This is a genomic window from Cronobacter sp. HA18003 (assembly GCF_011605905.1).
GTDB lineage: Bacteria > Pseudomonadota > Gammaproteobacteria > Enterobacterales > Enterobacteriaceae > Cronobacter > Cronobacter sakazakii.
In genome coordinates, this window is sequence record NZ_JAANQO010000011.1 from 508,063 (window position 1) to 533,722 (window position 25,660).

Below are 25,660 nucleotides of genomic sequence, written 5' to 3' on the forward strand. Positions count from 1 at the left end.
GGCACCGCTAACAGTGATTCGCTTATCGAATCGATTCAGATAAGGATTTGTAAGCTTTCAGAACCTAAGCACGATTTATTTTAGAAGGCGAAAAAATAATGTATGTGATGAGCGTCAGTAATTTTGCCATCAAAACAAGGCATTCGGCGTATGCGCAAAATATGCGCGTTTTTCATGTCAGACCGATTGCAAATTCTGGTAAATCTTTGCCAAAGGCTATTACGCTTTGTTAATGTAGATTTCCGATTAACTAACAGGAGTAGCGGGCAGCAGCCCACCGTATGGACCGTCACCGACGTCTTTTCTTTACCAGGCTTTCATCAGCCGTCATCTCACAAGGCTTTCGCCTTAACTCTCTGATAAATAATGTCAAAGCGCCCGACATCGTTGGGGTGCCGTTTAGTCATTCCTTGCGCAGGAGCCTGTTATGGAATTCTTAATGGACCCCTCGATTTGGGTGGGCTTAGCAACGCTTGTGGTGCTGGAGATTGTTCTTGGCATCGACAACCTGGTGTTTATCGCCATTCTCGCGGACAAACTGCCGCCAAAGCAGCGCGATAAAGCACGTCTGATAGGTTTATCTCTGGCGCTGGTAATGCGTCTGGGGCTGTTGTCATTGATCTCGTGGATGGTGACGCTCACCCGTCCGCTTTTCAGCGTGTGGGAGTTAAGTTTCTCCGGCCGCGATCTGATCATGCTGTTTGGTGGTCTGTTTCTCTTGTTTAAGGCGACGACAGAGCTCCATGAGCGGCTGGAAAACCGCCAGCATAATGACAGTCACGGTAAAGGCTACGCCAGCTTCTGGGTCGTGGTGGCGCAGATTGTGGTGCTGGACGCCGTCTTCTCGCTGGATGCCGTGATCACGGCGGTAGGCATGGTGAACCATCTGCCGGTGATGATGGCCGCGGTGGTGATTGCCATGGGCGTGATGCTCCTCGCCTCGAAGCCGCTGACCAACTTCGTTAACGCGCATCCGACGGTTGTGGTGCTCTGTCTGAGCTTCCTGCTCATGATCGGCCTGAGCCTGGTGGCGGAAGGTTTCGGTTTCCATATTCCGAAAGGCTACCTCTACGCGGCGATTGGCTTCTCTATCATCATTGAGTTCTTCAACCAGGTGGCGCGCCGCAACTTCCTGAAGCACCAGTCGAATCTGCCGCTGCGCGCACGCACAGCGGAGGCGATTCTGCGTCTGATGGGCAATCGTCGTCGCCCGGCCCCGGTCAGAGAAACCGAGCATCACACCGTGGTGCCGGTGCATGACGAGGCGTTTGCCGAAGAAGAGCGGTACATGATTAACGGCGTGCTGACGCTGGCGTCCCGCTCGCTTCGCAGCATCATGACGCCGCGTGGCGAGATAAGCTGGGTGGACGCCAACCGCAGCGTGGATGAAATTCGCGAGCAGTTATTATCGTCGCCGCACAGCCTGTTTCCGGTGTGTCGCGGTGAGCTTGATGAAATCATCGGCGTGGTGCGCGCGAAAGAACTGCTGATGGCGCTGGAAGAGGGCGTTGACGTCGCGGCTATTGCCTCGGCGACCCCGGTGATTGTGGTGCCGGAAACGCTGGACCCGATCAACCTGCTCGGCGTGCTGCGCCGCGCGCGCGGCAGCTTTGTTATCGTCAATAACGAGTTTGGCGTGGTGCAGGGGCTCGTCACGCCGCTGGACGTACTGGAGGCGATTGCCGGAGAATTCCCGGATGCCGACGAAACGCCGGAAATCGTTCACGACGGCGACGGCTGGCTGGTGAAAGGCTCGACCGATCTCCACGCGCTGCAACAGACGCTGGACCTTCCGTCACTGGTCAATGACGAAGAGGACATCGCGACGGTCGCCGGGCTGGTCATCGCCATTAACGGGCAGATCCCGCGCGTGGGCGACGAGCTGGCGATGCCGCCGCTGCGTATCACGATTGTTGAGGCGAACGCCTACCGTGTCGATCTTGTGCGCGTGGTGAAAGACACGCCAGCGCACGACGAAGAAGAGTAACGGTCAGACCATCGGCGCCGGATGTTGTCGGCGCCAGAACGGCGTACCCGGATGGGTGCGCCGTTGTTCCAGCCACTGCGGCAACGCGCTGAGCGGCATCGGATGTGCGAACAGATATCCCTGCAACACCGGCACGCCGAGGCGGCATAAATACGCGGCCTGTTCTTCGGTTTCCACGCCTTCCGCCACCAGTTCAATTTTCAGCCTTCTCGCCATCGCGATAATAATGTCCGTTACGGTCGAATTGACCGCGTCGGTGCCGATAGCGGCGGTGAAGCGTTTGTCCATTTTCAGCACGTCCGGGCTGAGTGTTTCGAGATAAGAGAGCGAGCTCTGGCCCGTGCCAAAATCATCAATCGCAAGCCTGACGCCTAGTTTGCGCAAATCATGCGCCACGCGATAATCCACCTCCGGCAGCGCATCGCGCTCCGTGAGCTCCAGAAAGAGCGTCTGTACGGGGCAGTGCGGATACCAGTAGCGCTTCAGATCGTCAATAATCACGCCGTCATGAAAGTGGCTCGCGGCGATATTCACCCCGATATGAAAATCCGCAGATGCCGGAAAATAGTGGCGCTGCGCCGCGGTTTTCGTCAGCACATAGCGCGTCAACGCGTTAATCATCCTGAGCTGTTCGGCAAGCGGTATAAACACGTCCGGTGCAATCGGCCCGAGGCGCGGATTGTTCCAGCGCAGCAGCAACTCCACGCCCGTGCATTCGCCGGTTTTACCGCTCACCAGCGGCTGGCAATATACTTCAAACTCATTGTTGGCGATGCCGAGATTAATTTCCCAGGAGAAGCTCATACGTCTGGCGGTCGCAAGCCAGGCGATATAGCCGATCAGCAGGCTCAGCAGCACCGCGAGCGGCAACTGCACGGGGATATTTTTCAGCGCCAGTGCGTTTGCCGAAGGGCCAAGCAGTGTCACTGAGAACGGGTACTGGCTGGACGTTTGCTGATATTGCGTCAGCCCGTCGAGGGCAGGCGGCATTGCCGTCAGACCGCGCCCGTACTCCAGATGCGCGCCTGCGACATCAAACAGCACATGCTCAATGACGGGCGGATCCGGTGCCAGCAGAAGGCTGGCGATAAATTCAATGTTAACCGACTGCAAGACGCCAGACTGGCCGTTGTCGAGGGACGGTGTCCAAAGCAAAAGTATTGGACTTCCCTTAATCAACGAGCTGTCACGAGAGAGCCGCATCAGGGGTTTTGCCGCAGGTAAATGGGGTTGCAACTGATGCACCGGCACGTTGCGTTCGCCAAAAATACTTGAGCAATAAAGCGTACCGTCGCTCACCAGCGCAATGGTCCGCACCGTCTGGAGGCTGGCGGCCATTTCGCGCAACTGGCGATGCACCTGCTGGCACGGCATACCGATAAGCGGCAGCAGCGCAGTGCGTGCGGCATCCAGCGGCACCAGCAACTCTTCCAGGGTTTCCACCGCATGGGCGGCGTAGCGCGTGGTTTCGTGCTGGTACTGTTTGCGGTCGGACAGATAGCGTATTCCCAGCGTGACGATTAACGCCAGCAGGGCGAGGGCAATACAGAGAATCAGCCGCCGACGGCGGTAAGCCCGGATAATACGCTGCGCTTTTTGCATAGGCTCTATCTCTCAGACTCATCTGAGTTATTAAGACGGAATGTTAAGAGTGTAGTGGGCGTTGACGCGACGGGAGGAATAAAAGGCGAGCGGGGATAAAAAAAGCGCCGCGGGTGCGGCGCTTTAGGGCATTAATCGCACTGAACCTTGATGGCCAGGCCGCCACGTGACGTTTCACGGTATTTGGCGTTCATATCTTTGCCGGTTTCATACATCGTCTCGATGACTTTATCGAGCGAGACGCGCGGCTCGCTGGTGCGGCGCATCGCCATACGCGCGGCGTTAATCGCCTTCACGGAGGCAATCGCGTTACGCTCGATGCACGGCACCTGTACCTGGCCCGCGACCGGATCGCAGGTCAGGCCGAGGTTATGTTCCATACCGATTTCGGCTGCCACGCAAACCTGTTCCGGGCTCGCGCCCAGCAGCTCTGCAAGCCCTGCCGCCGCCATGGAGCAAGCGACGCCCACTTCGCCCTGGCAACCCACTTCGGCACCGGAGATAGACGCGTTCATTTTATACAGCGCGCCGATAGCGCCCGCGGCAAGGAAGTAGCGGATGTAGATATCCGGACTGACCGATTCAATAAAGTGGTCATAGTAGGCCAGAACTGCCGGTACGATGCCGCATGCGCCGTTAGTCGGCGCGGTGACAACACGGCCGCCCGCCGCGTTCTCTTCGTTGACGGCGAGCGCAAACATATTCACCCAGTCGACCACGATCATCGGATCGTTGGAGAGTTTATCGCTGGAAACCAGCATACGGCGCAGTGCGGAGGCGCGACGCGGTACGCGCAGCGGGCCAGGGAGCACGCCTTCGGTATTCATACCGCGATCGATACAGGCGCGCATGGTCTGCCAGACGTCTGCAAAATAGTCTTCAATCTCTTTTTTGCTGTGCAGCGCCAGTTCGTTTTTCATCACCAGGCCGGAGAGCGACAGGCCGGTTTCTTTGCAATGCGCCAGCAGATCTTTAGCAGAGTGGAACGGATACGGCACGCTCACTTCATTGCTGGCGGTTTTGCCGAAATGCTCTTCATCGACGATAAAGCCGCCGCCGATGGAGTAATAGGTTTTGCTGTAGATCTCTTTCTCGCCGCTATAAGCGTGGATGGTCATGCCGTTTTCATGCAGCGGCAGGTTGTCGCTCTGAAAACGCATCCCGTTATCTTTCGGGAAATCCACTTCGTGAGCGCCCTGCGCGAGCAGCAGGCGACCGCGGGTTTCAACATCACGGATAAATGCAGGTATGGCGTCGATATCGACCGTGGCGGGTTCATTACCTGCCAGACCCATAATAATAGCGATATCGGTATGGTGGCCTTTGCCGGTCAATGAGAGCGAGCCGTAGACGTCCACCGCGACGCGGGTCACGTCCTGCAATAATCCTTTTTCGACCAGGTCATCGACGAACTGCTTCCCGGCCTTCATCGGACCTACCGTATGGGAAGAGGAGGGGCCAATGCCCACCTTAAACATGTCGAATATACTAATCACGTGGTAACTCCTGACAGAGTCATCTGCTCTGCAAATGACGGTGTGAAAACAGCGCATAGTGTAAAAGGTTATTGTGCTGCGCAGTTAACTATTCACATGAATTAAACTAATGAATAAGGCGAGGCCGCCTAATAAAGTGCTGCGGATCGCACTTTTCACCCACAATAATAGTCAGGGTTTCTCGCCGATTTGTAGCGCCAGCTCACGAATAATGCCTGCGGTCATGCCCCAGACAAAATAGTGCTGATACCAGGAGAGCCAGACGCGGTGATGATTGCCGCGCCGGTGGATGTCAAGCGGGTGATAGCGTCCGAGCCGCAGCGCTTCGGCAAGCGGCATCTCAAAGACCGCCGCCACTTCATCTTCACTGGCGTGATACGGCAGATCTGGCGGGATAATGCCCACCACGGGCGTCACCTGAAAACCGGTCACGCTGTCGACCGGCGGGAGCACGCCGATAACGTCCACCGCCTCGGGCGGGATAGCCACTTCTTCCTGCGCTTCACGCAGCGCCGCGGCAATCAGCGACGCATCGGTGTCATCCACGGCCCCGCCGGGGAAGGCCACCTGGCCCGCGTGTTTGCGAAGCGTGGCGGCGCGCTTCGTCAAGAGCAGGCCCGGCTCCGGGCGGCGCACCACAGGCACCAGCACGGCGGCCTGGCGCTGATTCAGACTGGAACGGCTCATCTGCGGGCGCAGAAGCTGGAAACGCGATAAAAACCGGTCAAGCGTCAGCGGGCTATTCTCCATCGTCACCTCTCTAATGCGTGCAGGATACGGTTAACTTTATCAAAAGTTTCCTGATATTCCGCCGCTTCTTCGCTGTCAGCCACGATGCCGCCGCCCGCTGAGCAGTAAAGCGCGCCGTTTTCCGCCGTCAGCGTGCGGATGGTAATGCTGGTGTCCATCGCGCCGCAGAAGCTGAGATAACCGATGCTCCCGCACCAGGCGTTGCGCCGCTGCGGCTCCAGCTCTTCGATAATTTCCATCGCCCGCACTTTGGGCGCGCCGGTGATAGAGCCGCCAGGAAAACTCGCGCGCAGCAGATCGGTGGCGTGAAGCGATGGCGGCAGCGTCGCGGTAATGGTGCTGACGAGATGATGCACCGCCGGAAACGGCTCAACGACAAACAGCTCCGGCACTTTCACGCTGCCGGGCGTCGCCACGCGGCCAATGTCGTTACGCAGCAGATCGACAATCATCAGGTTTTCGGCGCGATCTTTGGGTGATTGCGCGAGCCGTAAAGCCTGGCGCGCATCTTCCTCAGGATCGGACAAACGCGGCAGCGTGCCTTTAATGGGGCGCGTTTCAATAGCGCCGTTATGCAGACGGATAAACCGCTCCGGCGACAGGCTTAAAATCGCCTGATCCGGCAGGCGAAGAAAGGCGCTGAACGGGGCGCGGTTAGCGGCATTGAGCCTTAAAAACGCCTGCCATTCGCTGCCTTCATAGCGCGCGCAAAACCGTTGCGCCAGATTGACCTGATAGCAGTCGCCGCTTCGCAAATACGCCTGCACCTGGCGGAATTTCTCGCCATATTCTTCGCGCGTCATGTTTGAACGCCACGGCGCGGTTAAGCGAAACGGTGCGGTCTCAACCGGCAGTTGTGCGTTAAGCCAGGCGAGACGCGCGCTGGCATCACCGTAGCAGAGCAGCGTCAGGCGCTCGCGATGGTGATCGGCTATCAGCGCCCAGTCATAGATGCCGACCGCCATATCCGGCGTGTTGAGATCGGCGCTGGCCTGTGAGGGCAGCCGCTCGAAGCGCCGCCCGAGATCGTAGCCAAACAGCCCGAGCGCGCCGCCCTGGAAGGGAAAATCCTCATCTGGTGCGGGTGAAAATGCAAAACGCGCCAGCGCCGCATGCAGCAGACGCAGCGGATCGTCGTCGCTCTGCTGGCAACCCTCTGCGTCTTGCGTCATAGTGAGCGCCCCCCGCGTGGTCAGCGTGACGCGCGGGTCGGCCACCAGAATGTCGAAGCGGTTGTGGGCGTGCTCGGCAAAACCCGAGTGCAGCAGCATCGCCCACGGCTGATGTTGTAGCGCAGAAAAGGTCTGTTGCAGCGCATCGGCGCGCCAGGGCAGGGAGATCAGTTCAGGAGTCAGGTTCGTATTCATCAGGACGACAATTAACAACGGCGCAGGGCGTCTGGCGCTCGCACGCACGGCGTGGAATAATTGAACGCATCAATGTAACAGGAGTCAGCGATGTTTGCAGGTTTACCTTCTCTCACCCATGAACAGCAACAGCAAGCGGTTGAACGTATTCAGGAGCTGATGTCGCAGGGCATGAGCAGCGGCGAAGCCATCGCACAGGTGGCGCAGGAGATCCGCGCCACCCATCAGGGCGATCGCATCGTCGCGCGTTTTGAAGACGACGAAGAGGAATAAACGCACCACACCAGGAAAAGGTAGCGACAATTTTTTTGTCCCTGCTGACGTGTTATCGTGCGCAGCACGCATAATAACGTCAGATATCATCATACTTTGCGTCCCTGTCCGGCAGGGACGTTAAGCTTAGGGACAGAGCTTTATGGCCTTTACACCTCACACCCCGCCCGCTTCACGGCTGAAACTCATCGCGACCGGCAAGGCGCTGCCGGAACACCTTATTACGTCCGCCGAACTTGATAGCCGCCTCGGCAAGCGCGAGGGGTATGTGGAGCGCCGCTCAGGCATTCTGCACCGCTACCATGCCGCGAATGATGACAGCCAGGCTGCGCTCGCCGCCGCCGCGCTGCATGACGCCTGCCAGCGTCACGCGATTAACCCCGACTCCATCGACCTGCTGATCTCCGCCTCGGCCATTGCCGTTCAGGCGCTGCCCTGTTCAGCGGTGCACGTGATGAAAGCCGCAGGCTTACCGGCAGGCACGGCGGGATTTGACATCAACAGCAGTTGCGTGAGTTTTATCAGCGCCATGCAGGTAGCGTCGGCGCTGTTAACGAACGGCGCTTATCGCCGTATCGCCATTGTGTCGGCGGATATCGCCTCGCGCGGGATCGACTGGCAGCATGAAGAGTCGTCGCTTATTTTCGGCGACGGGGCCGCCTGCGCCATTGTTGAGGCGGGTGACGGTCGCTCTGGCATTCTGGCGATGAAAGCGGAAACTTACCCGCAGGGCAGTGAGCTGTGCGAGATCCGCGCCGGCGGCACGCGTAAAAACCCCCGCGCCGGGATGGAAGAGAGCGACTTTCTGTTCCATATGCAGGGCAAAGCGCTGTTCCGCCAGGCTTCGCTGCTGATTGACGGGTTCTGGCAGCGACTGCTTGACGCCGCGGGACTAACGCTTGATGACATCGCCACCGTGGTGCCGCACCAGGCGAGCCATTTGTCGCTCGAGCATATGCGCAAACGCCTGAAAGTGAAGCCGCAGGTGCTGGTGGATATCTACCGCCAGCACGGCAACCAGGTGGCGGCGTCGATTCCCACCGCGCTCCACGAGGCGTTTACCACCGGGCGTGTGAAGCCGGGCGAGCCGATAATGCTGGTCGGCACGGCCGCGGGATTAACGCTCGCCGGTATGGTGCTGCTGCCATGAAGTACCTGGTGACGGGGGCCACCAGCGGGCTTGGGCGCAACGCGGTCGAGGCGCTGCTCGCGCAGGGCTGTGACGTGCGCGCGACCGGGCGTGACGAAAACGCGGGCGCTGAGCTTACCGCGCTCGGCGCGCAATTCGTGCCGCTGGAGCTTGCGCAGGCCGATGACGCCCGCTGCGATGCATTGATGCAGGGCTGTGATGTGGTCTGGCACTGCGCGGCCAAATCGTCGCCGTGGGGCAGCGCGCAGGCGTTTCATGCGGTGAATGTCGCGGCCACCGAACGGCTGGCTCATGCTTCGGCGCGGGCAGGCGTCACGCGTTTCATTCATATCTCCACGCCCGCTATCTATTTCGATTTCCGTCACCACCATAATGTGGATGAACACTACCGGGCTGCCCGTTTCGCCTGCCATTACGCCAGCAGTAAATATGCGGCGGAACAGGTCATTCAGGCGGCGGCGAGGCGTTTTACGCACGTCACGTTTATTATTCTGCGCCCGCGCGGGCTGTTCGGCGCGCACGATCGCGTGATTATTCCACGCCTGCTGCGCCAGCTTGAGGCCGACCGCGGCGTGCTGCGTCTGCCGCGCGGCGGCGAGGCGCTGCTGGATTTAACCTGGGTCGGCAATGTGGTGCATGCGATGCGTCTTGCCACCGACACGCCGGGGCTCATCTCCGGTGAAGCATTCAATATTACCAATCATGAACCGCAGCGGCTGGTAGAGATGCTCGGCAGCCTGCTGCGCGATGAGCTTCGGTTACAGTATCGCGTGGCGTCGGTGCCCTGGCCGCTGCTCTCGCTCGTGGCGCAGGGCATGGAAATCCACGGGCATCTTACCGGCACGGAACCGCGCCTGACGCGCTACAGCGCAGGCACCGTCAGTTTCGATATGACGTTAAGCCAGGAGAAGGCAATAACCCGGCTCGGCTACCGACCGCCGGTGTCGCTGGCAGAAGGCGTGCGGCTTACCGGCGCCTGGCTGCGCGAAAGGAGAGGCTGAATGGCCACGATTACGACGTTTGAAACCGGCTACTGCACCCATTTAGGCTGTATCGCGCTGAAGGGCGCGGCATGGAAAACCTGTAAATTTCCGGCCCGCGCGAGCCTTATCGACGCGGGCGGCAAACGCTGGCTGTGGGATACCGGCTACGCCTCGTGGTTTGACGATTACACCCGACGCGGGATCTATCAACTTTATCGCCGCGTGACGCCGGTTTACTTTTCCCCGGAACAGTCGCTGTTGCGCCAGCTTGCGGCGAATGGTTATGGCCCCGGTGACATCGACGCGCTGATCCTCTCGCACTTTCACGCCGACCATATCGCCGGGCTGCGTGACTTCGCGGATAACCGCTTTATCTGCTCCGGCGAAGGCTGGGCGCAGACCCGCACGCTGCGTGGGTTTGCCGCGCTGCGTCAGGCGTTCGTGCCAGGGCTCATCCCGGAAAAGTTTGAAAGCGCGGTCAGATTTATCGAGAGCTTTGAGCGCGTGGCGCTGCCCGCCGCACTCGCGCCGTTTGATACCGGCTTCCTGCTGCCAGGCAGCAACGGCGAGGTGTTGCTGGTGCCGCTGCCGGGCCACGCCGCCGGGCATATCGGCGCGTTTGTGCTGACGGATAACGGCTGGGTGCTGCTCGCGGCCGACGCCGCCTGGTCGCCGGTCAGCTACCGTGAACAGCGCGGCCCGTCGCGGCTCGCGAATCTGGTGATTGCCGATCCGGCGGCCGCCACGCGCACGCTCGATTTACTGCATCGGCTCTGGCGCGATGGCGGCGCGGAGATCCGTCTCGCGCACGAGGGCGATTTGTGAATAAGCTCGCCATGCTCTGGCACTATTCCCGTGTGAAGCGTCTGCGTTTTCAAAATCGCGCGGCGCTTGAGCGCTACCAGCAAAAACAGCTTGGGCGGTTTGCCGCGCGCGTGCTGGCGAAAAGCCCGTGGTTCAGGCGCTACCGTACGCTGCCGTTTGGCGAATGGCCGCTAATGGACAAAGCGCTGATGATGGCGCATTTCGATGAGATGAACACCGGCGGCCTGAAAGCGGCAGACGTGATGGCGTGCGCGCTCAAAAGTGAAAACGACCGCAATTTTTCGCCGACGGTCGGGCGTTACAGCGTGGGGCTGTCGAGCGGCACATCCGGGCGGCGCGGGATTTTCGCGGTCAGCCCGCAGGAGCAGGCGCTGTGGGCAGGCGCGATGCTCGCAAAAATGCTGCCAGACGGCCTCTTTGCAGGCGAGCGGGTGGCACTCTTTTTGCGCGCCGACAATAACCTCTACCAGAGCGTGAACAGCCGCTGGCTGAGCCTCGGTTTTTACGATCTCTTTGAGCCCTTCGACGCCCTGCTTACACGGCTTGAAGCCGAATCGCCGTCGATTATCGTTGCACCTGCGCAGGTACTGCGCGCGCTCGCGCTGGCAGTCCAGGCAGGCGCTCTGAAGATTGCGCCAAAGAAAGTCATTTCCGTGGCAGAAGTGCTCGACGCGCAGGACAGCGCGCTGCTGAAAAGTATTTTTCCTGACGTCGGCGAAGTATATCAGGCGACCGAAGGCTTTCTCGCCGCCACCTGTTCGCATGGCGTGCTGCACCTGAACGAAGCGTTTATCCATGTTGAAAAGAAGTGGCTGGATGCGCGTCGTTTTGTTCCGGTCATCACCGATTTTACCCGTACCACGCAGCCCATCGTGCGTTACCGGCTGGACGATGTGCTGGCGGTGCGCGATACGCCGTGCGCCTGCGGCGATCCGTGGCTGGCGCTGGCGCATATTGAAGGGCGACAGGACGATCAACTCCTGTTGCCGGACGGGCAGGGCGGCGAGCGGGTCATCTTTGGCGATCTCTGCAACCGCGCGCTGGCGCGCGTTCTGCCCTTCACGGCGGATTACCGGCTAATTCAGCACGGCGCGGAGCGCCTGACGCTTATCGTCGAGGCCGACGACGCACAGCGCGCGCAGGCGCAGGCCGCGCTAATGGCGCTTTTTGAACAACAGGGCGTGGCGTGCGATGTTCTTCGCTGGACGCTTTTAGCGCAGATCCCGCAAGCGGCCGCCGGGGCCAAGCGGCGGCGTATCGTGCGTGTAAGGGAGCGCGCATGAACGAAACGGCTTATCGCCTGAAATCTCTGCTGCTGGGGTGGGGAAGCGTTGGCATAGTCTATTCCACGACCGATCTGCTTCAGCGCGCCGGGCACAAACTACCGCCGCTGTGGTTCGACACGCTGCTGGATTTCACGCCCTCGGCCATCTGGCTTTATATGTCGTTTTTCCTGCTCGTTCCTGCGGGCTACTGGTTAACCCCGCGCTCAGAAGTGAAATGGCTGATGCGGGCCACGCAACTGGCGGCGCTGTTTGCTGGGGCAGTCTATCTGGCGTGGCCGACGACGATGGCTTATCCCGCCGTCACCGGCGAGGGCATCAGCGCTGACGCGCTGCGTATTCTGCTGGCGGTGGATTCGCCGCAGAACTGTTTCCCGTCACTGCATATGGCGCTGACCCTGCTGATGGTCTGGGGCATCAGCAAACGCGGGCAGTGGGGCTATACCCTTGCCGCGGTGCTCTGGGGCGCGGCGATTAGCGTGTCGATTTTGCAGCTGCGACGCCATCTGTTTGTCGATTTGGTCGGCGGCGTCGCGCTTACGCTGCTGGCAGGCATGCTGGCGCGAAAAATGTTGTCTTACTGGATGATACAAAAGGAATTGAATCATGAATGAATTAACGTTACCCATCGTAGTGATGCTGGGGCTGGTCTTTGGTGAGGCGCTTCTGTTGAAATGGCGCGTACGTGCGCCGGTGAACTGGCGTGACATAGTGTTTAATGTCAACTCCGGGCAGATGATGCTGTGGCTGTTCCGGGGGCTGGAGGTGCTGTGCTACAGCGTCATTTCCCGCAACGTAAACCTTGAGCTTTTTCAGGGAGCACCTGCGGTTGTGGTGTGGGGCTTTGCCTTTATCGCCTGGGATTTTGGGTTTTACTGGCTGCACCGGTTGCATCATGAATGGCCCTTACTCTGGGCCGTTCACAGCGTACACCATCACGGTGAACACTATAATCTCTCGCTCGGCGTGCGCAATTCCTGGTACTCATCGCTGACCTCAATCCCCTTTTTTATGCTGCTGGCCGTGGCGGGTGTGCCGCTGTCAGTGTTTCTTGCGGTCTCTGTGATTCACTACAGTATCCAGTTTTTTAACCACAACGCGTTCACCGGGCGACTCGGCTTTCTGGAGCGGTTGCTGGTCACGCCGTCGCATCATCGGGTTCACCACCTGTGCGAGCGCCGTTTTGCTGACACCAACTACGGCGGTACGTTGATCCTCTGGGATAAACTTTTCGGATCGTTTTGTCATACGCCACCGGCGCGGGATGAACATCAGTATGGTGTAAAAGGCTATCGCGCCTCTGCCAATCCGCTGCGGGAAAGTAACGCGCCTTTTGCCCGCCTGCTTGGCTTTCGCCCTGCGCCGCACACGAAAGGCAGCGTCTCTCCTGCGCCATACATTATCATCAGCGGTACGCTGCTGCTGTTTATTCCGGTTATCGGTTATATCCAGCGTTATGGCTATGGTTATGACGATATCGGCCGGGAACAAATGACGCTGTTTTTGCTGCTGGTGGCCGCGTCAGTGATGATGGGACTGATGAATGACGGGCATCGTGCAAGCCGCATCGGCTGGGCCGTCGTGACCGGCTTGATGCCGCTGTGTTGTCTGCATCTTTTTGGCTGGCAGGGGTTTATCTGGCAGCTAAGCCTGCCTGCACTGGCGCTGCACGGTCTGATAGTCCTGGCCATGCCTGCGATGCAAAAGAGGGCGCTACGCCATGACTAAAGCGCTTATCCCGTTACGCTTCAGCCCGGCAGCCGAAGGTGCGTTTCATCGCGCTCTCCAGCAGGAGGCATATGCTTATCTTCACGATCGCAACGACCACCGTTTTGCTGACCGTCCGGCGCGCATCAAAGCGCTTCTGATCCTGCTGGCAAGCATTGCATGCTATGCGCTGGCTCTGCAGGCCTCTGACGCGGTGTGGTTCATCGCCTGCTATGCGTCATTCGCCGTTTTGATGATGTGGTTGAATATTGATGTTAATCATGACGCCTCACACCTGACATTTACTCGCCGCCGCTTCTGGAACGCGTTCATCAGCCGCGCGGTGACGCTTTCAACCGGTATTGAGCCTGTTTACTGGCGCACGCGACACGTCAGTTATCACCATCGCTACGCGAATATTGAACACTACGATCTGGATACCGAAGAGAACGGGATTTTTCGCCAGACGCCGTTTCAGCGCTGGCGCAGGTGGATGCACTTTCAGCATCTCTACTGGCCGCTGGTGGCAGCCTTATCCCTGAGCTGGATAGGCCTTGTGTTTGACTGGGCCGACAGGCTGGGCCGCACGCCGCTGCATGCGGAGCGGCTGCTGCCTGGCGTGAAAGGATGGAGCGCTTTTATCTTTAGTAAAATAGCGCATATCACGCTGATGCTGTGTGTACCGATCATCGCGGGGCATAACGTCTGGATGGTGGCGGGCATTTATCTGCTGACCCAGATGTGTACGTCGCTGCTGGTGGTCTTTTTGCTTCTCGGCACCCACTGGGCCGGAGCCACGTTTTATCAGGCTCCTCAGGACGGGGAGAAGCGAATGGCGCATGGCTGGTATCACCACAACTTCACCACCGCCTGCGACTGGCACACGCCACGGCGCTGGCTGGAGACATTTACCGGCGGGCTGAATTATCACCTGACGCACCATCTGTTCCCAGGCTGGCACCATCGCCACTATCCGGCGCTCGCGCGGATAGTGGCGCGGCTGGCACTGGAACATGGGTTGCCGTATCGCTGCATCAGCTATCGTGAACTTCGCGCCGCGCAGCGGGTATTTCTGGTTCAGATGGGCAACCCGCATGACGCGTAATTTGCCACCGCTGCGTGTGGAACGCCACGATCCCGCGTTGCATAAAGCGTTCCGCACGGCCTGTCAGCACTATCTGACGACGCAGCAGGAGCATCGCTTCGCCGATAAGGGCATGTGGGCGAAACTCGTTTTTCTCGCGCTCTGCTGCGCGGCCTGTTACCTGCTAAGCCTGACGTCATCGCATCTCACCGGTTTTGCGCTCTGGTATTTCGGTTTTATCTTTTTCGCCATGATGCTGGTGGTCAATGTGTTGCATGATGCCAGTCACAATGCATACTGCCGTTCCGGTGCGGCGAACGCCTGGCTTGGCCGTCTGGTGAGCGTTCCTCTGGGGCTTGATGCTGACAACTGGCAAGTACGGCATGTGCAGTTTCATCACCCCTATACCAATATTCAGGGGTACGACCCCGATATCGATGAAAACGGCGTCCTGTGCCAGACGCCGTTCCAGCGCCGCAAGCCTTTTATGCGCGCACAGCATCTTTACTGGCCGCTGGTGGCCGCGCTGACCTTTCCCTGGTATGCGTGGTGGATGGACTGGCGCGACCGGTTGGGCGAAACGCCTTTTACGCGCCATTTACCTCACCCGGGCGCAGGTGGCGCACTCCTGTTTTTACTGCTGAAAGCCGCACACTTTTGGCTGGCGCTGGGGCTTCCGATGCTGCTTTTGGACGAAGCCATCACGTTTCCAGCTGTCCTTGCCGTTTACCTCATCAGCCAGATGCTGGTTTCGGCGCTGTTTGTGTCGCTGCTTATCGGAACGCACTGGGCGAAGGGCCATTTCTATCCTGCGCCGGCCGATAACGTGATGCCGCAGAGCGTCTATCACCATGCGTTTGCGACAACGTTTGACTGGCACATGCGGCCACGCCTGATGGGATACTGGCTCGGCGGTTTAAATCTCCACCTGACGCATCATCTCTTTCCTGACTGGAGCCACCGCCACTTTCCGGCGCTGAGCGCTATCATCGCCCAGGTCGCGAAAACACACGGGTTGTCATACCAGATACTCACGGTGAAAGATCTGCTGCGGCTGCAACGGCGGCATTTACTCAGAATGGGAAGAAAACCCGAAGAAACCGCCACCGGCGAACGGTGACGGCGGGGCTCAAACTGCGGCGATAATTTTGATTTCTACTTTATAGCGCGGGTTCATCAGGCGGGCCTGCACGGTGCAGCGTACCGGTGCGGAGCCTGCCACCACCCACTCATCCCAGGCTTTATTCATCAGCGCGAAATCGTCGCCGTCGGCCAGAAAGATGGTGGCGTCGAGAATACGGGATTTATCGCTGCCCTGCGCGGTTAACAGCGTGTCGATTTGCGCCAGTGTATTGGCGGTTTGTTCGTAAGCGTCGCCGTCGAGATTTTCCGGCACGCCGGTGTAGTAAATCGTCTGGTTGTGAATCACCGCGTCAGACCAACGATCTGCGGGATCGATACGCACGATTGTCATCGCTTTTTCCTTTTCCTGTTCTGTTTAGCAGGGTGCAAGCCTGCCATAAAGCGCGAGCGCCGTCATCTGTTCGGCTGGCGTAAGCGTGGCCGCCCTGACATAATCACTGGCAATTTAACCAGGGGGCAGTGTGACAGACGATTTTGCAGCAGATGGCCAACTGGCCAACGCGATTCCCGGCTTTAAACCGCGCGAGCCGCAGCGTCAGATGGCGCAGGCGGTCAGCGCCGCCATTGAGGCCGCGACGCCGCTGGTGGTCGAGGCGGGTACCGGGACCGGGAAAACTTACGCCTATCTGGCGCCCGCGCTGCGTGCCGGTAAGAAAGTGATTATTTCCACCGGTTCGAAAGCGCTGCAGGATCAGCTCTATAGCCGCGATCTGCCGACCGTCGCCAAAGCGCTGGAATTCAAAGGCCGTCTGGCGCTCTTAAAAGGGCGCTCAAACTATTTATGCCTGGAGCGCCTTGAGCAACAGGCGCTGGCGGGCGGCGATCTGCCGGTTCAAACCTTAAGCGACGTTATCCAGCTGCGCGGCTGGGCCAACGAAACCGTCGATGGCGATATCAGCACCTGCGGGCGCGTGGCGGAAGACGCCCCCGTCTGGCCGCTTGTCACCAGCACCAACGATAACTGCCTTGGCACCGATTGCCCGCTCTACAAAGACTGCTTTGTGGTGAAAGCGCGCAAAAAGGCGATGGAGGCCGACGTCGTGGTGGTGAACCATCACCTGTTTCTCGCCGATATGGTGGTCAAAGAGAGCGGCTTTGCGGAGCTTATCCCGGAGGCTGAAGTGATTATTTTCGACGAAGCCCATCAGCTTCCCGATATCGCCAGCCAGTATTTCGGCCAGTCCCTCTCCAGCCGCCAGCTGCTTGATCTCGCAAGAGACATTATCATCGCCTATCGCACCGAGGTGAAAGATACCCAGCAGCTACAAAAGTGCGCCGACCGGCTGGCGCAAAGCACCCAGGATTTCAGGCTGCAGTTGGGCGACCCTGGCTTTCGCGGCAACCTGCGCGAACTGTTGGCGGACACCTCCATCAGCCGCGCGTTGCTGCTGCTCGATGACGCGCTGGAGCTCTGCTACGACGTGGCGAAGCTGTCGCTTGGCCGCTCGGCGCTGCTGGACGCCGCTTTTGAGCGCGCCACGCTCTATCGCGCGCGTCTCAAACGCTTAAAAGAGATTAATCAGCCAGGCTACAGCTACTGGTATGAGTGCAACTCGCGCCACTTTACGCTGGCGCTCACGCCGCTGACCGTCGCGGATAAATTCCAGGACGTGATCGCCGAAAAGGGCGGCAGCTGGATTTTCACCTCCGCCACGCTCTCGGTGAATGACGATCTTCATCACTTCACGGAGCGGCTCGGCATTCACGAGGCAAAAACTCTTCTGCTGCCCAGTCCGTTCGACTATGCCCGCCAGGCGCTGCTTTGCGTGCCGCGAGGTCTGCCGCAGACTAACCAGCCGCAGGCCGGGAAAGCGCTGGCGCGGATGTTACAACCGCTGATTGAGGCCAACCAGGGCCGCTGTTTTATGCTCTGCACGTCGCACGCCATGATGCGCGAGCTGGCCGAGCAATTTCGCGCCACCATGACGCTGCCGGTGCTTTTGCAGGGTGAAACCAGTAAAAGCCAGCTGCTGGAGCAGTTTATCAGCGCGGGTAACGCGCTGCTGGTGGCGACAAGCAGCTTCTGGGAAGGGGTGGACGTTCGCGGCGACGCGCTGTCGCTGGTGATTATCGACAAACTGCCGTTCACCTCGCCGGACGATCCGCTGCTGAAAGCGCGGATGGAAGATTGTCGCCTGCGCGGCGGCGATCCGTTTGATGAAGTTCAGCTGCCGGAGGCGGTCATCACGCTCAAGCAGGGCGTCGGGCGTCTTATCCGCGACGTCGACGACCGCGGCGTGCTGGTGATTTGCGACAACCGCCTGGTAATGCGCCCCTACGGCGCGGTCTTTCTGAAAAGCCTGCCGCCGACGCCGCGCACCCGCGATATCGGCGAGGCGGCGCGCTTTCTCACCGACGCGGCGCGGCAGTAATTTGTGCCAGACTGTGATAAGATGCGCCCCTTTTTGAACCACCACGACGCGTAAGAGTGTTATAGATCCATGCGAATTCTGGCTATTGATACCGCCACCGAGGCCTGTTCCGTCGCCTTGTGGGACAACGGTAAAACGTCCGCCCTTTTTGAACTCTGCCCGCGCGAGCACACCCAGCGTATTCTGCCGATGGTCAGTGAGATCCTCACCGAAAGCGGCGTTGCGCTGTCGGCGATGGACGCGCTGGCCTTTGGCCGCGGGCCGGGAAGCTTTACCGGCGTGCGAATCGGCATCGGCATCGCGCAAGGGCTGGCGCTTGGCGCAGAACTTCCGATGGTCGGCGTGTCGACGCTGATGACGATGGCGCAGGGCGCATGGCGCGTCAGCGGCGCGACCCGCGTGCTGGCGGCGATCGACGCCCGCATGGGCGAAGTCTACTGGGCCGAGTACCAGCGCGATGAGCAGGGCGTCTGGCACGGCGAAGAGACTGAAGCGGTGCTCAAGCCCGACGCCGTCACGGAGCGCCTGAAGGCGCTTGACGGCGAGTGGGCGACGGTCGGCACCGGCTGGCAGGCGTGGCCGGATATGGCGAACGGCAGCGGACTTACGCTTACCGACGGCCAGGTAACGCTGCCGGCGGCGGAAGATATGTTGCCGCTGGCGTGCCGGTTGTTCGAACAACAGCGCGTTGTTGCGGTCGAACATGCAGAACCGGTCTATCTGCGCAACGAAGTGGCGTGGAAAAAACTGCCAGGCCGGGAATAACATCCCGACGCAAACCGCGGGCGGGTTTAAGGAGTCGCTTATGGTGGGTCAACAATCAATGGTGCGCAGTGGGCTTCTGGCGCTGAGCGTTTTGCTCGTCAGTGGGTGTGTCAGCGTTCCCGACGCGATTAAAGGCACCAGCCCGACGCCGCAGCAGGATCTGGTGCGCGTAATGAACGCGCCGGAGCTCTACATCGGCCAGGAGGCGCGCTTCGGCGGGCGAGTGGTCAATGTCGATAACGAGAAGGGCAAAACCCGCCTTGAGATAGCCACGCTGCCGCTCGACAGCGCGGCGCGGCCGCTGCTCGGCCAGCCGTCGCGCGGACGCATCTTTGCCGACGTTGGCGGCTTTCTCGACCCGGTGGACTTCCGTAATCAGCTCGTGACGGTGGTTGGCCCCATCACCGGCACGGCAGAAGGGAAAATCGGTGCGAGCCCGTACAAATTCATGGTAATGCAGGTGAACGGCTTCAAGCGCTGGCGCGTGACGCAGCAGGTGGTGATGCCACCACAGCCTATCGATCCGTGGATGTGGGGACCGCGCCCCGGCTGGGGATATGGCTATGGCCCGTGGGGCTGGTATAATCCCGGCCCGGCTCAGGTTCAGACCGTAGTAACCGAGTAATTCATTGATTTAGTGAATAAAATAAACAGCGGCCCGTCCGCTGTTTATTTGTTTTATCGGTATAACAAAAATAATTAGTGACGCGCTTCGCAACCTTAAATCAGGCGAATTAATAAACTGGTACAATGAGTTAATATTATGTTAACACCGTGTTTATTGTTTTGGGGTTGTGATGACGACGAATAATACATTCAGAGGTGACGCATTGAAGAAGGTTTGGCTTAACCGTTATCCGGCGGATGTTCCGGCGGAAATAAACCCGGACCGTTATCACTCCCTGGTGGATATGTTTGAGCAATCCTGCACACGCTACGCCTACCAGCCCGCCTTTACCAACATGGGCGAGGTGATGACCTTCCGCAAGCTGGAAGAGCGCAGCCGCGCCTTCGCCGCCTGGCTGCAACAGGGCCTCGGCCTGCAAAAAGGCGATCGCGTGGCGCTGATGATGCCGAACCTTCTGCAATATCCGGTGGCGCTCTTTGGCATTCTGCGTGCCGGAATGATCGTTGTGAACGTCAACCCGCTCTACACGCCGCGCGAGCTGGAGCATCAGCTGAACGACAGCGGCGCCAGCGCCATCGTCATCGTTTCTAACTTTGCCCACACGCTGGAAAAAGTGGTCGATAAGACCCAGGTGAAACACGTCATTCTGACCCGCATGGGCGATCAGCTCTCCACCGCCAAAGGCACGCTGGTGAACTTTGTGGTGAAGTACGTGAAACGTCTGGTGCCGAAATACCACCTGCCGGACGCCATTTCGTTTCGCAGCGCGCTGCATAACGGCTACCGGATGCAGTACATCAAGCCGGAAGTAACGCCAGACGATCTCGCTTTCCTGCAATACACCGGCGGTACTACGGGCGTGGCGAAAGGCGCGATGCTGACCCATCGCAACATGCTTGCTAACCTCGAACAAGTGCTCGGCACGTACGGCCCGCTGCTGCATCGCGGCAAAGAGCTGGTGATTACCGCGCTGCCGCTGTACCACATTTTCGCGCTCACCATGAACTGTCTGCTCTTTATTGAACTCGGCGGGCAGAACGTGCTGATTACCAACCCGCGCGATATTCCGGGGCTGGTTAAAGAGCTTGGCAAATATCCATTTACCGCGATGACCGGCGTGAACACGCTGTTTAACGCGCTGCTGAATAACAAAGATTTCCATAAGCTCGATTTCTCCTCGCTGCACCTTTCGGCGGGCGGCGGGATGCCGGTGCATCAGGCGGTCGCGGAGCGCTGGGAAAAACTCACCGGCCAGTTCCTGCTGGAAGGCTACGGGCTTACCGAATGCTCGCCGCTGGTGAGCGTTAACCCGCACGATATCGACTACCACAGCGGCAGCATTGGCCTGCCGGTGCCGTCCACCGAAGTCAAACTGATTGACGACGAAGGCAATGAAGTGGCACCCGGTGAGCCTGGCGAGCTGTGCATTAAAGGCCCGCAGGTGATGCTGGGCTACTGGCAGCGTCCGGACGCCACCGACGAGATCCTTCAGGACGGCTGGCTGCGCACCGGTGATATCGCGGTGATGGACGAAGAGGGTTTCCTGCGTATCGTCGATCGCAAAAAAGATATGATTCTGGTCTCCGGATTTAACGTCTATCCGAATGAAATTGAAGATGTGGTAATGCAGCACAGTGGCGTGCAGGAAGTCGCGGCGGTAGGCATCCCGTCGGAAGCCAGCGGCGAGCTGGTGAAAATCTTCGTGGTGAAGAAAGAAGCATCGCTTACGGAAGAAGCGCTGATTACCTTCTGTCGCCGTCACCTGACGGGCTATAAAGTGCCGAAGCAGGTGGAATTTCGCACCGAGCTGCCAAAATCCAACGTCGGGAAAATTTTACGACGAGAACTACGTGACGAAGCGCGCCGGGCGGGCGACAATACCGCCTGAGCTGCAATCACGTCGCCCTGACGCCGGTTCTACCGGCGTTTTTTATGGGCGCAGACAAAGAGAGAGCGATTTGAATTACCAGATGATTACCACCAATGACGCGCTGGCGACGCTGTGCGAGACCGCACGCACGCAGCGCGCCCTGGCGCTGGACACCGAATTTGTCCGTACCCGTACTTACTACCCACAGCTGGGGCTTATCCAGCTGTATGACGGCGAAAACGTCGCGCTTATCGATCCGCTGACCATCACCGACTGGGCGCCGTTTCAGGCGCTGTTGCAGGATCAAAACGTCACCAAGTTTCTCCACGCGGGCAGCGAAGATCTGGAAGTGTTTCAGAACGCGTTCAGCATGATGCCCGATCCGTTTATCGACACTCAGGTGCTGGCTTCGTTCGTTGGCCATCCGCTCTCCTGCGGTTTTGCGACGCTTGTGGAACATCACACCGGCGTGGTGCTGGATAAAAGCGAGTCGCGCACCGACTGGCTGGCGCGTCCGCTGACCGAGCGCCAGTGCGATTACGCGGCGGCGGATGTCTGGTATCTGCTGCCGATCGCCCACAAACTGATGGAACAGGTGCGCGAAGCCGGCTGGCTGACCGCCGCCATTAATGAATGCCGCCTGATGACCCAGCGCCGCGGCGAGGTGCTCGATCCTGATGAAGCCTGGCGTGAAATCACCAACGCCTGGCAACTGCGTCCGCGTCAGCTTGCGTGCCTGAAGCTGCTGGCGGGCTGGCGTCTGCGCAAAGCGCGCGAGCGCGATATGGCGGTGAATTTCGTGGTGCGCGAAGAAAACCTCTGGAAAGTGGCGCGCCATATGCCAGGCTCGCTTGGCGAGCTTGACGGCATGGGCCTTTCCGGCAGTGAAATCCGCTTCCACGGCAAGACGCTACTGGCGCTGGTCGCGCAGGCGCAGGCGCTGCCGGAAGAGGCGCTGCCGGAGCCGCTCGCGAATCTGGTCGACATGCCGGGCTATCGCAAGGTGTTTAAAGAGATCAAAGCGCTGGTGCAGGCGACGAGCGAGGCGCACAAGATCAGCGCCGAGCTGATGGCCTCACGCCGCCAGATTAACCAGCTGCTGAACTGGCACTGGAAGCTGAAACCGCAGAATCAATTGCCGGAATTAATCAGCGGGTGGCGCGGCGAGCTATTAAATGAATCATTAAAAACGCTGCTGGAAAATTATTAACGGCGTGACCTGTAATTATTTACAGGAGATGTGAAGTTTACTGAAAATATATACAGTGAATTGACTGAAAAAATACCCCGGCATGCCGGGGTATTTTTTAGTGTTATTTTGTCTCTTCCGCTTCCGGTAAGGTGACATTAAGTTCGAGAATCGAAATATCGTCGCCTTTTTGTTCCAGCTGAACGGTTACCATTTCCGGATCAATCTGAACGTATTTGCAAATCACTTCCAGAATATCCCGCTTCAGCTGCGGTAAATAATGCGGTTCAGCATCGCTACGACGACGCTCAGCAACAATAATTTGTAAGCGCTCTTTGGCGATACTGGCGGTGTTCTTTTTTCTGGAGAGAAAAAAGTCGAGTAATGCCATAACTTATCCTCCGAACAGGCGTTTGAGGAAACCTTTCTTCTCTTCTTCAATGAAGCGGAAAGGACGTTCTTCTCCCATCAGGCGATCAACGGTATCGGCGTAGGCTTTACCTGCGTCGGATGTGGCGTCAAGAATGACCGGCTCGCCCTGGTTAGAGGCGCGAAGCACAGACTGATCTTCCGGGATGACGCCCACCAGAGGAATACGCAGGATCTCCAGCACATCTTCCATGCTGAGCATATCGCCTTTGCTGACGCGGCCCGGGTTGTAGCGGGTCAGCAGCAGGTGCTCTTTAATCGGCTCTTCGCCATTTTCGGCGCGGCGCGATTTGGAAGAGAGGATGCCCAGGATACGGTCGGAGTCGCGCACGGAGGAGACTTCCGGGTTAGTGGTAATGATGGCTTCGTCAGCAAAATAGAGTGCCATCAGCGCACCGGTTTCGATACCGGCAGGGGAGTCACAGACAATGAAGTCGAACTCCATCTTTTTCAGCTCATCCAGCACCTTTTCCACGCCTTCGCGGGTCAGCGCGTCTTTGTCGCGGGTCTGCGACGCGGGCAGGATATAGAGGCTTTCGGTGCGTTTATCGCGGATAAGCGCCTGATTCAGCGTGGCATCGCCCTGAATCACGTTCACAAAATCGTATACGACACGGCGTTCACAACCCATGATGAGATCAAGGTTACGCAGGCCGATATCGAAATCGATAACTACGGTCTTCTTTCCCTTCTGGGCCAGACCCGTAGCGATGGCCGCGCTGGAGGTGGTTTTGCCAACGCCCCCTTTACCTGATGTAACTACAATAATGCGTGCCATAAAGGAATTCCTTGTTAAAAGGGCTTAATTTAATGGTTGAACCGTCAGCGCGCCGTCGGCCAGTCGCAGGCGTGCCGCTTTGTTGTAAAACTCGGCCGGGATTTGATCGCTCAGCCAGTAAACCCCGGCGATGGAAACCAGCTCCGCCGCGAGATTCGTTGAAAATATTTGTGCTTCTTTATCGCCGCCGGCACCGGCGAGGGCGCGCCCGCGCATGGTGCCATAGACGTGAATATTGCCATCGGCGATAAGCTCCGCGCCCGCGCTGACGTGACTTGTGACCACCAGATCGGCACCCGGCGCGTAGATCCGCTGGCCGGAACGCACCGGCAGATCGATTAACCGGGTACGCAGCGCCGCCGCTGGCGGCGCGGGCGTTTCAGCAGGCTTTGCAGCGCGTGGTGCGCTGGCTTTTCCCTCAGTGAGCAGCGCCAGTCCCGCACGCGAAATTTCCGCTTTCAGCGCGTCATCCTGACAGCCGCTGATGCCGACCAGATGCAGCCCGCTGTCGATAAACGTCTGGTGCAGTTGCTGCCAGTTTATCGACCCATCAAGCCCCGCAACATTCACAACCACTGGCGCATTTTTGAGAAAGGCCGGCGCCTGAGCAATTTTTTCTTCAAGCGCCTTGCGAATAACCTCAGGGTGAGCATCATGCAAATGAACCACTGATAAAGTGAAACTACTGCCTTTTAGCTCGATGGGCGTGTTTGACATCCTGGCCTTACTCAATTCAGTTTAAATCCCCACCGCAGTGGGATGATATTCCGAAGCACATCAGGCATGTTATAGTCAGCCTTATATTCAGGCAAGTAACCATCTGGCTAAATTAGAGTAAAAACATGTTTTGTGTGATCTATCGAAGCGCGCGTCGCGAACAAACTTATCTTTATGTTGAAAAAAAAGACGATTTTTCGCGAGTGCCGGAAGAATTGCTGGCCGGTTTTGGGCAGCCAATTATGACCATGATGCTGCCGCTGGATGGTCGTAAAAAATTAGCCAACGCCGATCTCGAAAAAGTGAAACAGGCGCTTAAAGACCAGGGCTATTATTTACAGCTCCCCCCGCCGCCGGAAAATTTGCTTAAACAGCATCTCGAATCGATCGGTAAAAAATAGTCCTGCGCGCCGTTTTTATACGGCGCTTTTTTTGCGCCAATGCGCGCGGTTTGACTTTTCGCACTGGCGGGGCAAATAGTTACGTACTGTCTTATCATCGAACACAGAGGGACGCTATGTACCAACATCATCACTGGCAGGGCGCGCTGCTTGATTATCCGGTCAGCAAAGTGGTTTGTGTGGGCAGTAACTACGCAAAGCATATTCAGGAGATGGGCAGCGCTACGCCGGAAGAGCCGGTGCTTTTTATTAAGCCGGAAACTGCGTTGTGCGATCTGCGCCAGCCGCTTGTGCTGCCGCAGGGGCTCGGCTCGGTGCATCATGAAGTGGAGCTGGCGGTACTGATTGGCGCAACGCTGCGTCAGGCGAGCGAAGAGCACGTCGCCAAAGCGATCGCCGGTTATGGCGTCGCGCTCGATCTGACGCTTCGCGATATCCAGGGCAAAATGAAAAAGGCCGGACAGCCGTGGGAGAAGGCGAAAGCGTTTGATAATTCCTGCCCGATCTCCGGGTTTATCCCGGCAGGGGAGTTTACCGGCGATCCGCAAAACACGCCGCTCAGCCTGCGCGTGAACGGCGAGGTACGCCAGAGCGGCAATACCGCCGATATGATCCATAAGATCGTGCCGCTTATCGCCTACATGAGCCGTTTCTTCACGCTACGCGCAGGCGATGTGATCCTGACCGGCACGCCGGAGGGCGTCGGTCCGCTTAACAGCGGCGACGCGCTTGACATTACCTTCGACAACCACTCGCTCTCGACGCGCGTTCTGTAAAGATGCCGCCCACAGGGCGGCAAAACTTGCATCCTGGCGTCAGAGTGTTTATAAGGTGCAGCTTAATTTTTGATGCGCGGACACC

25 protein-coding genes are annotated in these 25,660 nt (G+C 58.6%); 17 read left to right on the plus strand and 8 right to left on the minus strand.

The window, feature by feature from the left end; translation table 11 throughout:
• Nucleotides 1–427: 427 nt before the first annotated feature.
• Nucleotides 428–1,987 (plus strand): CNNM family cation transport protein YoaE, encoded by a 1,560-nt coding sequence (gene yoaE / locus G6041_RS03435; RefSeq protein WP_012124493.1) that lies wholly within the window; start codon nucleotides 428–430, stop codon nucleotides 1,985–1,987.
• 3 nt (nucleotides 1,988–1,990) lie between these two features.
• On the opposite strand, the gene G6041_RS03440 is transcribed toward yoaE, so the two are convergent.
• From G6041_RS03440 to pabB, 4 genes are all read right to left on the minus strand, one after another.
• On the minus strand, nucleotides 1,991–3,589 hold the full coding sequence (locus tag G6041_RS03440) for an EAL domain-containing protein (protein WP_012124494.1): 1,599 nt from the start codon (nucleotides 3,587–3,589) through the stop codon (nucleotides 1,991–1,993).
• A gap of 131 nt (nucleotides 3,590–3,720) precedes the next feature.
• On the minus strand, nucleotides 3,721–5,085 hold the full coding sequence (gene sdaA, locus G6041_RS03445; RefSeq protein WP_004387270.1) for an L-serine ammonia-lyase: 1,365 nt from the start codon (nucleotides 5,083–5,085) through the stop codon (nucleotides 3,721–3,723).
• 171 nt (nucleotides 5,086–5,256) lie between these two features.
• Nucleotides 5,257–5,835, minus strand: a complete 579-nt coding sequence (locus G6041_RS03450; protein WP_004387271.1) for a CoA pyrophosphatase — start codon at nucleotides 5,833–5,835, stop codon at nucleotides 5,257–5,259.
• Between the two features lie 2 nt (nucleotides 5,836–5,837).
• Entirely contained in the window at nucleotides 5,838–7,202 is a 1,365-nt protein-coding gene (pabB, locus tag G6041_RS03455; protein WP_012124496.1) for an aminodeoxychorismate synthase component 1, read from the minus strand.
• Nucleotides 7,203–7,292: 90 nt separating this feature from the next.
• Here pabB and G6041_RS03460 point away from each other — a divergent pair, with 90 nt between their 5' ends.
• The 9 genes from G6041_RS03460 to G6041_RS03500 all read left to right on the plus strand — a co-directional run bounded on the left by G6041_RS03460 (nucleotide 7,293) and on the right by G6041_RS03500 (nucleotide 15,627).
• Entirely contained in the window at nucleotides 7,293–7,475 is a 183-nt protein-coding gene (locus G6041_RS03460; RefSeq protein WP_012124497.1) for a YoaH family protein, read from the plus strand.
• A 142-nt stretch (nucleotides 7,476–7,617) separates the two neighbouring features.
• Nucleotides 7,618–8,625, plus strand: coding sequence for a 3-oxoacyl-[acyl-carrier-protein] synthase III C-terminal domain-containing protein (locus G6041_RS03465; RefSeq protein ID WP_012124498.1), 1,008 nt, complete (start codon nucleotides 7,618–7,620; stop codon nucleotides 8,623–8,625).
• Nucleotides 8,622–9,626 (plus strand): NAD-dependent epimerase/dehydratase family protein, encoded by a 1,005-nt coding sequence (locus tag G6041_RS03470; RefSeq protein WP_012124499.1) that lies wholly within the window; start codon nucleotides 8,622–8,624, stop codon nucleotides 9,624–9,626. Before G6041_RS03465 ends, G6041_RS03470 begins: the two co-directional genes overlap by 4 nt.
• Complete coding sequence (locus tag G6041_RS03475; protein WP_012124500.1) at nucleotides 9,627–10,433, plus strand: MBL fold metallo-hydrolase; 807 nt, start codon at nucleotides 9,627–9,629, stop codon at nucleotides 10,431–10,433. It begins immediately after the preceding gene.
• Complete coding sequence (locus G6041_RS03480) at nucleotides 10,430–11,716, plus strand: F390 synthetase-related protein (RefSeq protein WP_166491627.1); 1,287 nt, start codon at nucleotides 10,430–10,432, stop codon at nucleotides 11,714–11,716. Before G6041_RS03475 ends, G6041_RS03480 begins: the two co-directional genes overlap by 4 nt.
• Entirely contained in the window at nucleotides 11,713–12,330 is a 618-nt protein-coding gene (locus tag G6041_RS03485) for a phosphatase PAP2 family protein (RefSeq protein ID WP_012124502.1), read from the plus strand. The genes G6041_RS03480 and G6041_RS03485 overlap by 4 nt, the downstream gene beginning before the upstream one ends.
• Nucleotides 12,323–13,444 carry a sterol desaturase family protein gene (locus G6041_RS03490; protein ID WP_012124503.1) on the plus strand — a complete coding sequence of 374 codons (1,122 nt, stop codon included), beginning with the start codon at nucleotides 12,323–12,325 and terminating at the stop codon, nucleotides 13,442–13,444. The genes G6041_RS03485 and G6041_RS03490 overlap by 8 nt, the downstream gene beginning before the upstream one ends.
• The gene (locus tag G6041_RS03495) at nucleotides 13,437–14,528 is read left to right on the plus strand and encodes a fatty acid desaturase family protein (protein WP_012124504.1); all 1,092 of its coding nucleotides are present in this window, start codon (nucleotides 13,437–13,439) and stop codon (nucleotides 14,526–14,528) included. Before G6041_RS03490 ends, G6041_RS03495 begins: the two co-directional genes overlap by 8 nt.
• Entirely contained in the window at nucleotides 14,518–15,627 is a 1,110-nt protein-coding gene (locus G6041_RS03500; protein ID WP_012124505.1) for an acyl-CoA desaturase, read from the plus strand. Before G6041_RS03495 ends, G6041_RS03500 begins: the two co-directional genes overlap by 11 nt.
• 9 nt (nucleotides 15,628–15,636) lie before the next feature.
• Here the strand turns inward: G6041_RS03500 and G6041_RS03505 are convergent, their stop codons facing one another.
• A complete protein-coding gene (locus G6041_RS03505; protein ID WP_004384975.1) occupies nucleotides 15,637–15,981 on the minus strand; it encodes a RidA family protein in 345 nt (114 codons plus the stop codon).
• A 130-nt stretch (nucleotides 15,982–16,111) separates the two neighbouring features.
• Between G6041_RS03505 and G6041_RS03510 the strand changes: the two genes are divergently transcribed.
• The 5 genes from G6041_RS03510 to rnd all read left to right on the plus strand — a co-directional run bounded on the left by G6041_RS03510 (nucleotide 16,112) and on the right by rnd (nucleotide 22,495).
• Nucleotides 16,112–18,022: an ATP-dependent DNA helicase gene (locus G6041_RS03510; RefSeq protein ID WP_007868510.1), complete on the plus strand. Its 1,911-nt coding sequence runs from the start codon at nucleotides 16,112–16,114 to the stop codon at nucleotides 18,020–18,022.
• Nucleotides 18,023–18,091: 69 nt separating this feature from the next.
• The gene (gene tsaB / locus G6041_RS03515; protein WP_012124506.1) at nucleotides 18,092–18,787 is read left to right on the plus strand and encodes a tRNA (adenosine(37)-N6)-threonylcarbamoyltransferase complex dimerization subunit type 1 TsaB; all 696 of its coding nucleotides are present in this window, start codon (nucleotides 18,092–18,094) and stop codon (nucleotides 18,785–18,787) included.
• Between the two features lie 40 nt (nucleotides 18,788–18,827).
• Nucleotides 18,828–19,412 (plus strand): Slp family lipoprotein, encoded by a 585-nt coding sequence (locus G6041_RS03520; RefSeq protein WP_007888065.1) that lies wholly within the window; start codon nucleotides 18,828–18,830, stop codon nucleotides 19,410–19,412.
• 205 nt (nucleotides 19,413–19,617) lie between these two features.
• Nucleotides 19,618–21,303, plus strand: coding sequence for a long-chain-fatty-acid--CoA ligase FadD (gene fadD, locus G6041_RS03525; RefSeq protein ID WP_143336886.1), 1,686 nt, complete (start codon nucleotides 19,618–19,620; stop codon nucleotides 21,301–21,303).
• Between the two features lie 82 nt (nucleotides 21,304–21,385).
• The gene (gene rnd / locus G6041_RS03530; protein WP_012124508.1) at nucleotides 21,386–22,495 is read left to right on the plus strand and encodes a ribonuclease D; all 1,110 of its coding nucleotides are present in this window, start codon (nucleotides 21,386–21,388) and stop codon (nucleotides 22,493–22,495) included.
• 103 nt (nucleotides 22,496–22,598) lie between these two features.
• Here the strand turns inward: rnd and minE are convergent, their stop codons facing one another.
• Genes minE through minC form a run of 3 tightly spaced genes read right to left on the minus strand, consistent with a single transcriptional unit; the run spans nucleotide 22,599 to nucleotide 24,398 of the window.
• Nucleotides 22,599–22,865, minus strand: a complete 267-nt coding sequence (minE, locus tag G6041_RS03535; protein ID WP_004384978.1) for a cell division topological specificity factor MinE — start codon at nucleotides 22,863–22,865, stop codon at nucleotides 22,599–22,601.
• A 3-nt stretch (nucleotides 22,866–22,868) separates the two neighbouring features.
• Nucleotides 22,869–23,681, minus strand: coding sequence for a septum site-determining protein MinD (gene minD, locus G6041_RS03540; RefSeq protein WP_004384979.1), 813 nt, complete (start codon nucleotides 23,679–23,681; stop codon nucleotides 22,869–22,871).
• A gap of 24 nt (nucleotides 23,682–23,705) precedes the next feature.
• On the minus strand, nucleotides 23,706–24,398 hold the full coding sequence (gene minC / locus G6041_RS03545; RefSeq protein WP_004384980.1) for a septum site-determining protein MinC: 693 nt from the start codon (nucleotides 24,396–24,398) through the stop codon (nucleotides 23,706–23,708).
• Nucleotides 24,399–24,523: 125 nt separating this feature from the next.
• Here minC and G6041_RS03550 point away from each other — a divergent pair, with 125 nt between their 5' ends.
• Both G6041_RS03550 and G6041_RS03555 read left to right on the plus strand, forming a co-directional pair.
• On the plus strand, nucleotides 24,524–24,799 hold the full coding sequence (locus G6041_RS03550; protein ID WP_004384981.1) for a YcgL domain-containing protein: 276 nt from the start codon (nucleotides 24,524–24,526) through the stop codon (nucleotides 24,797–24,799).
• Between the two features lie 116 nt (nucleotides 24,800–24,915).
• Nucleotides 24,916–25,575 (plus strand): fumarylacetoacetate hydrolase family protein, encoded by a 660-nt coding sequence (locus G6041_RS03555; protein WP_007888075.1) that lies wholly within the window; start codon nucleotides 24,916–24,918, stop codon nucleotides 25,573–25,575.
• Nucleotides 25,576–25,660: the final 85 nt, after the last annotated feature.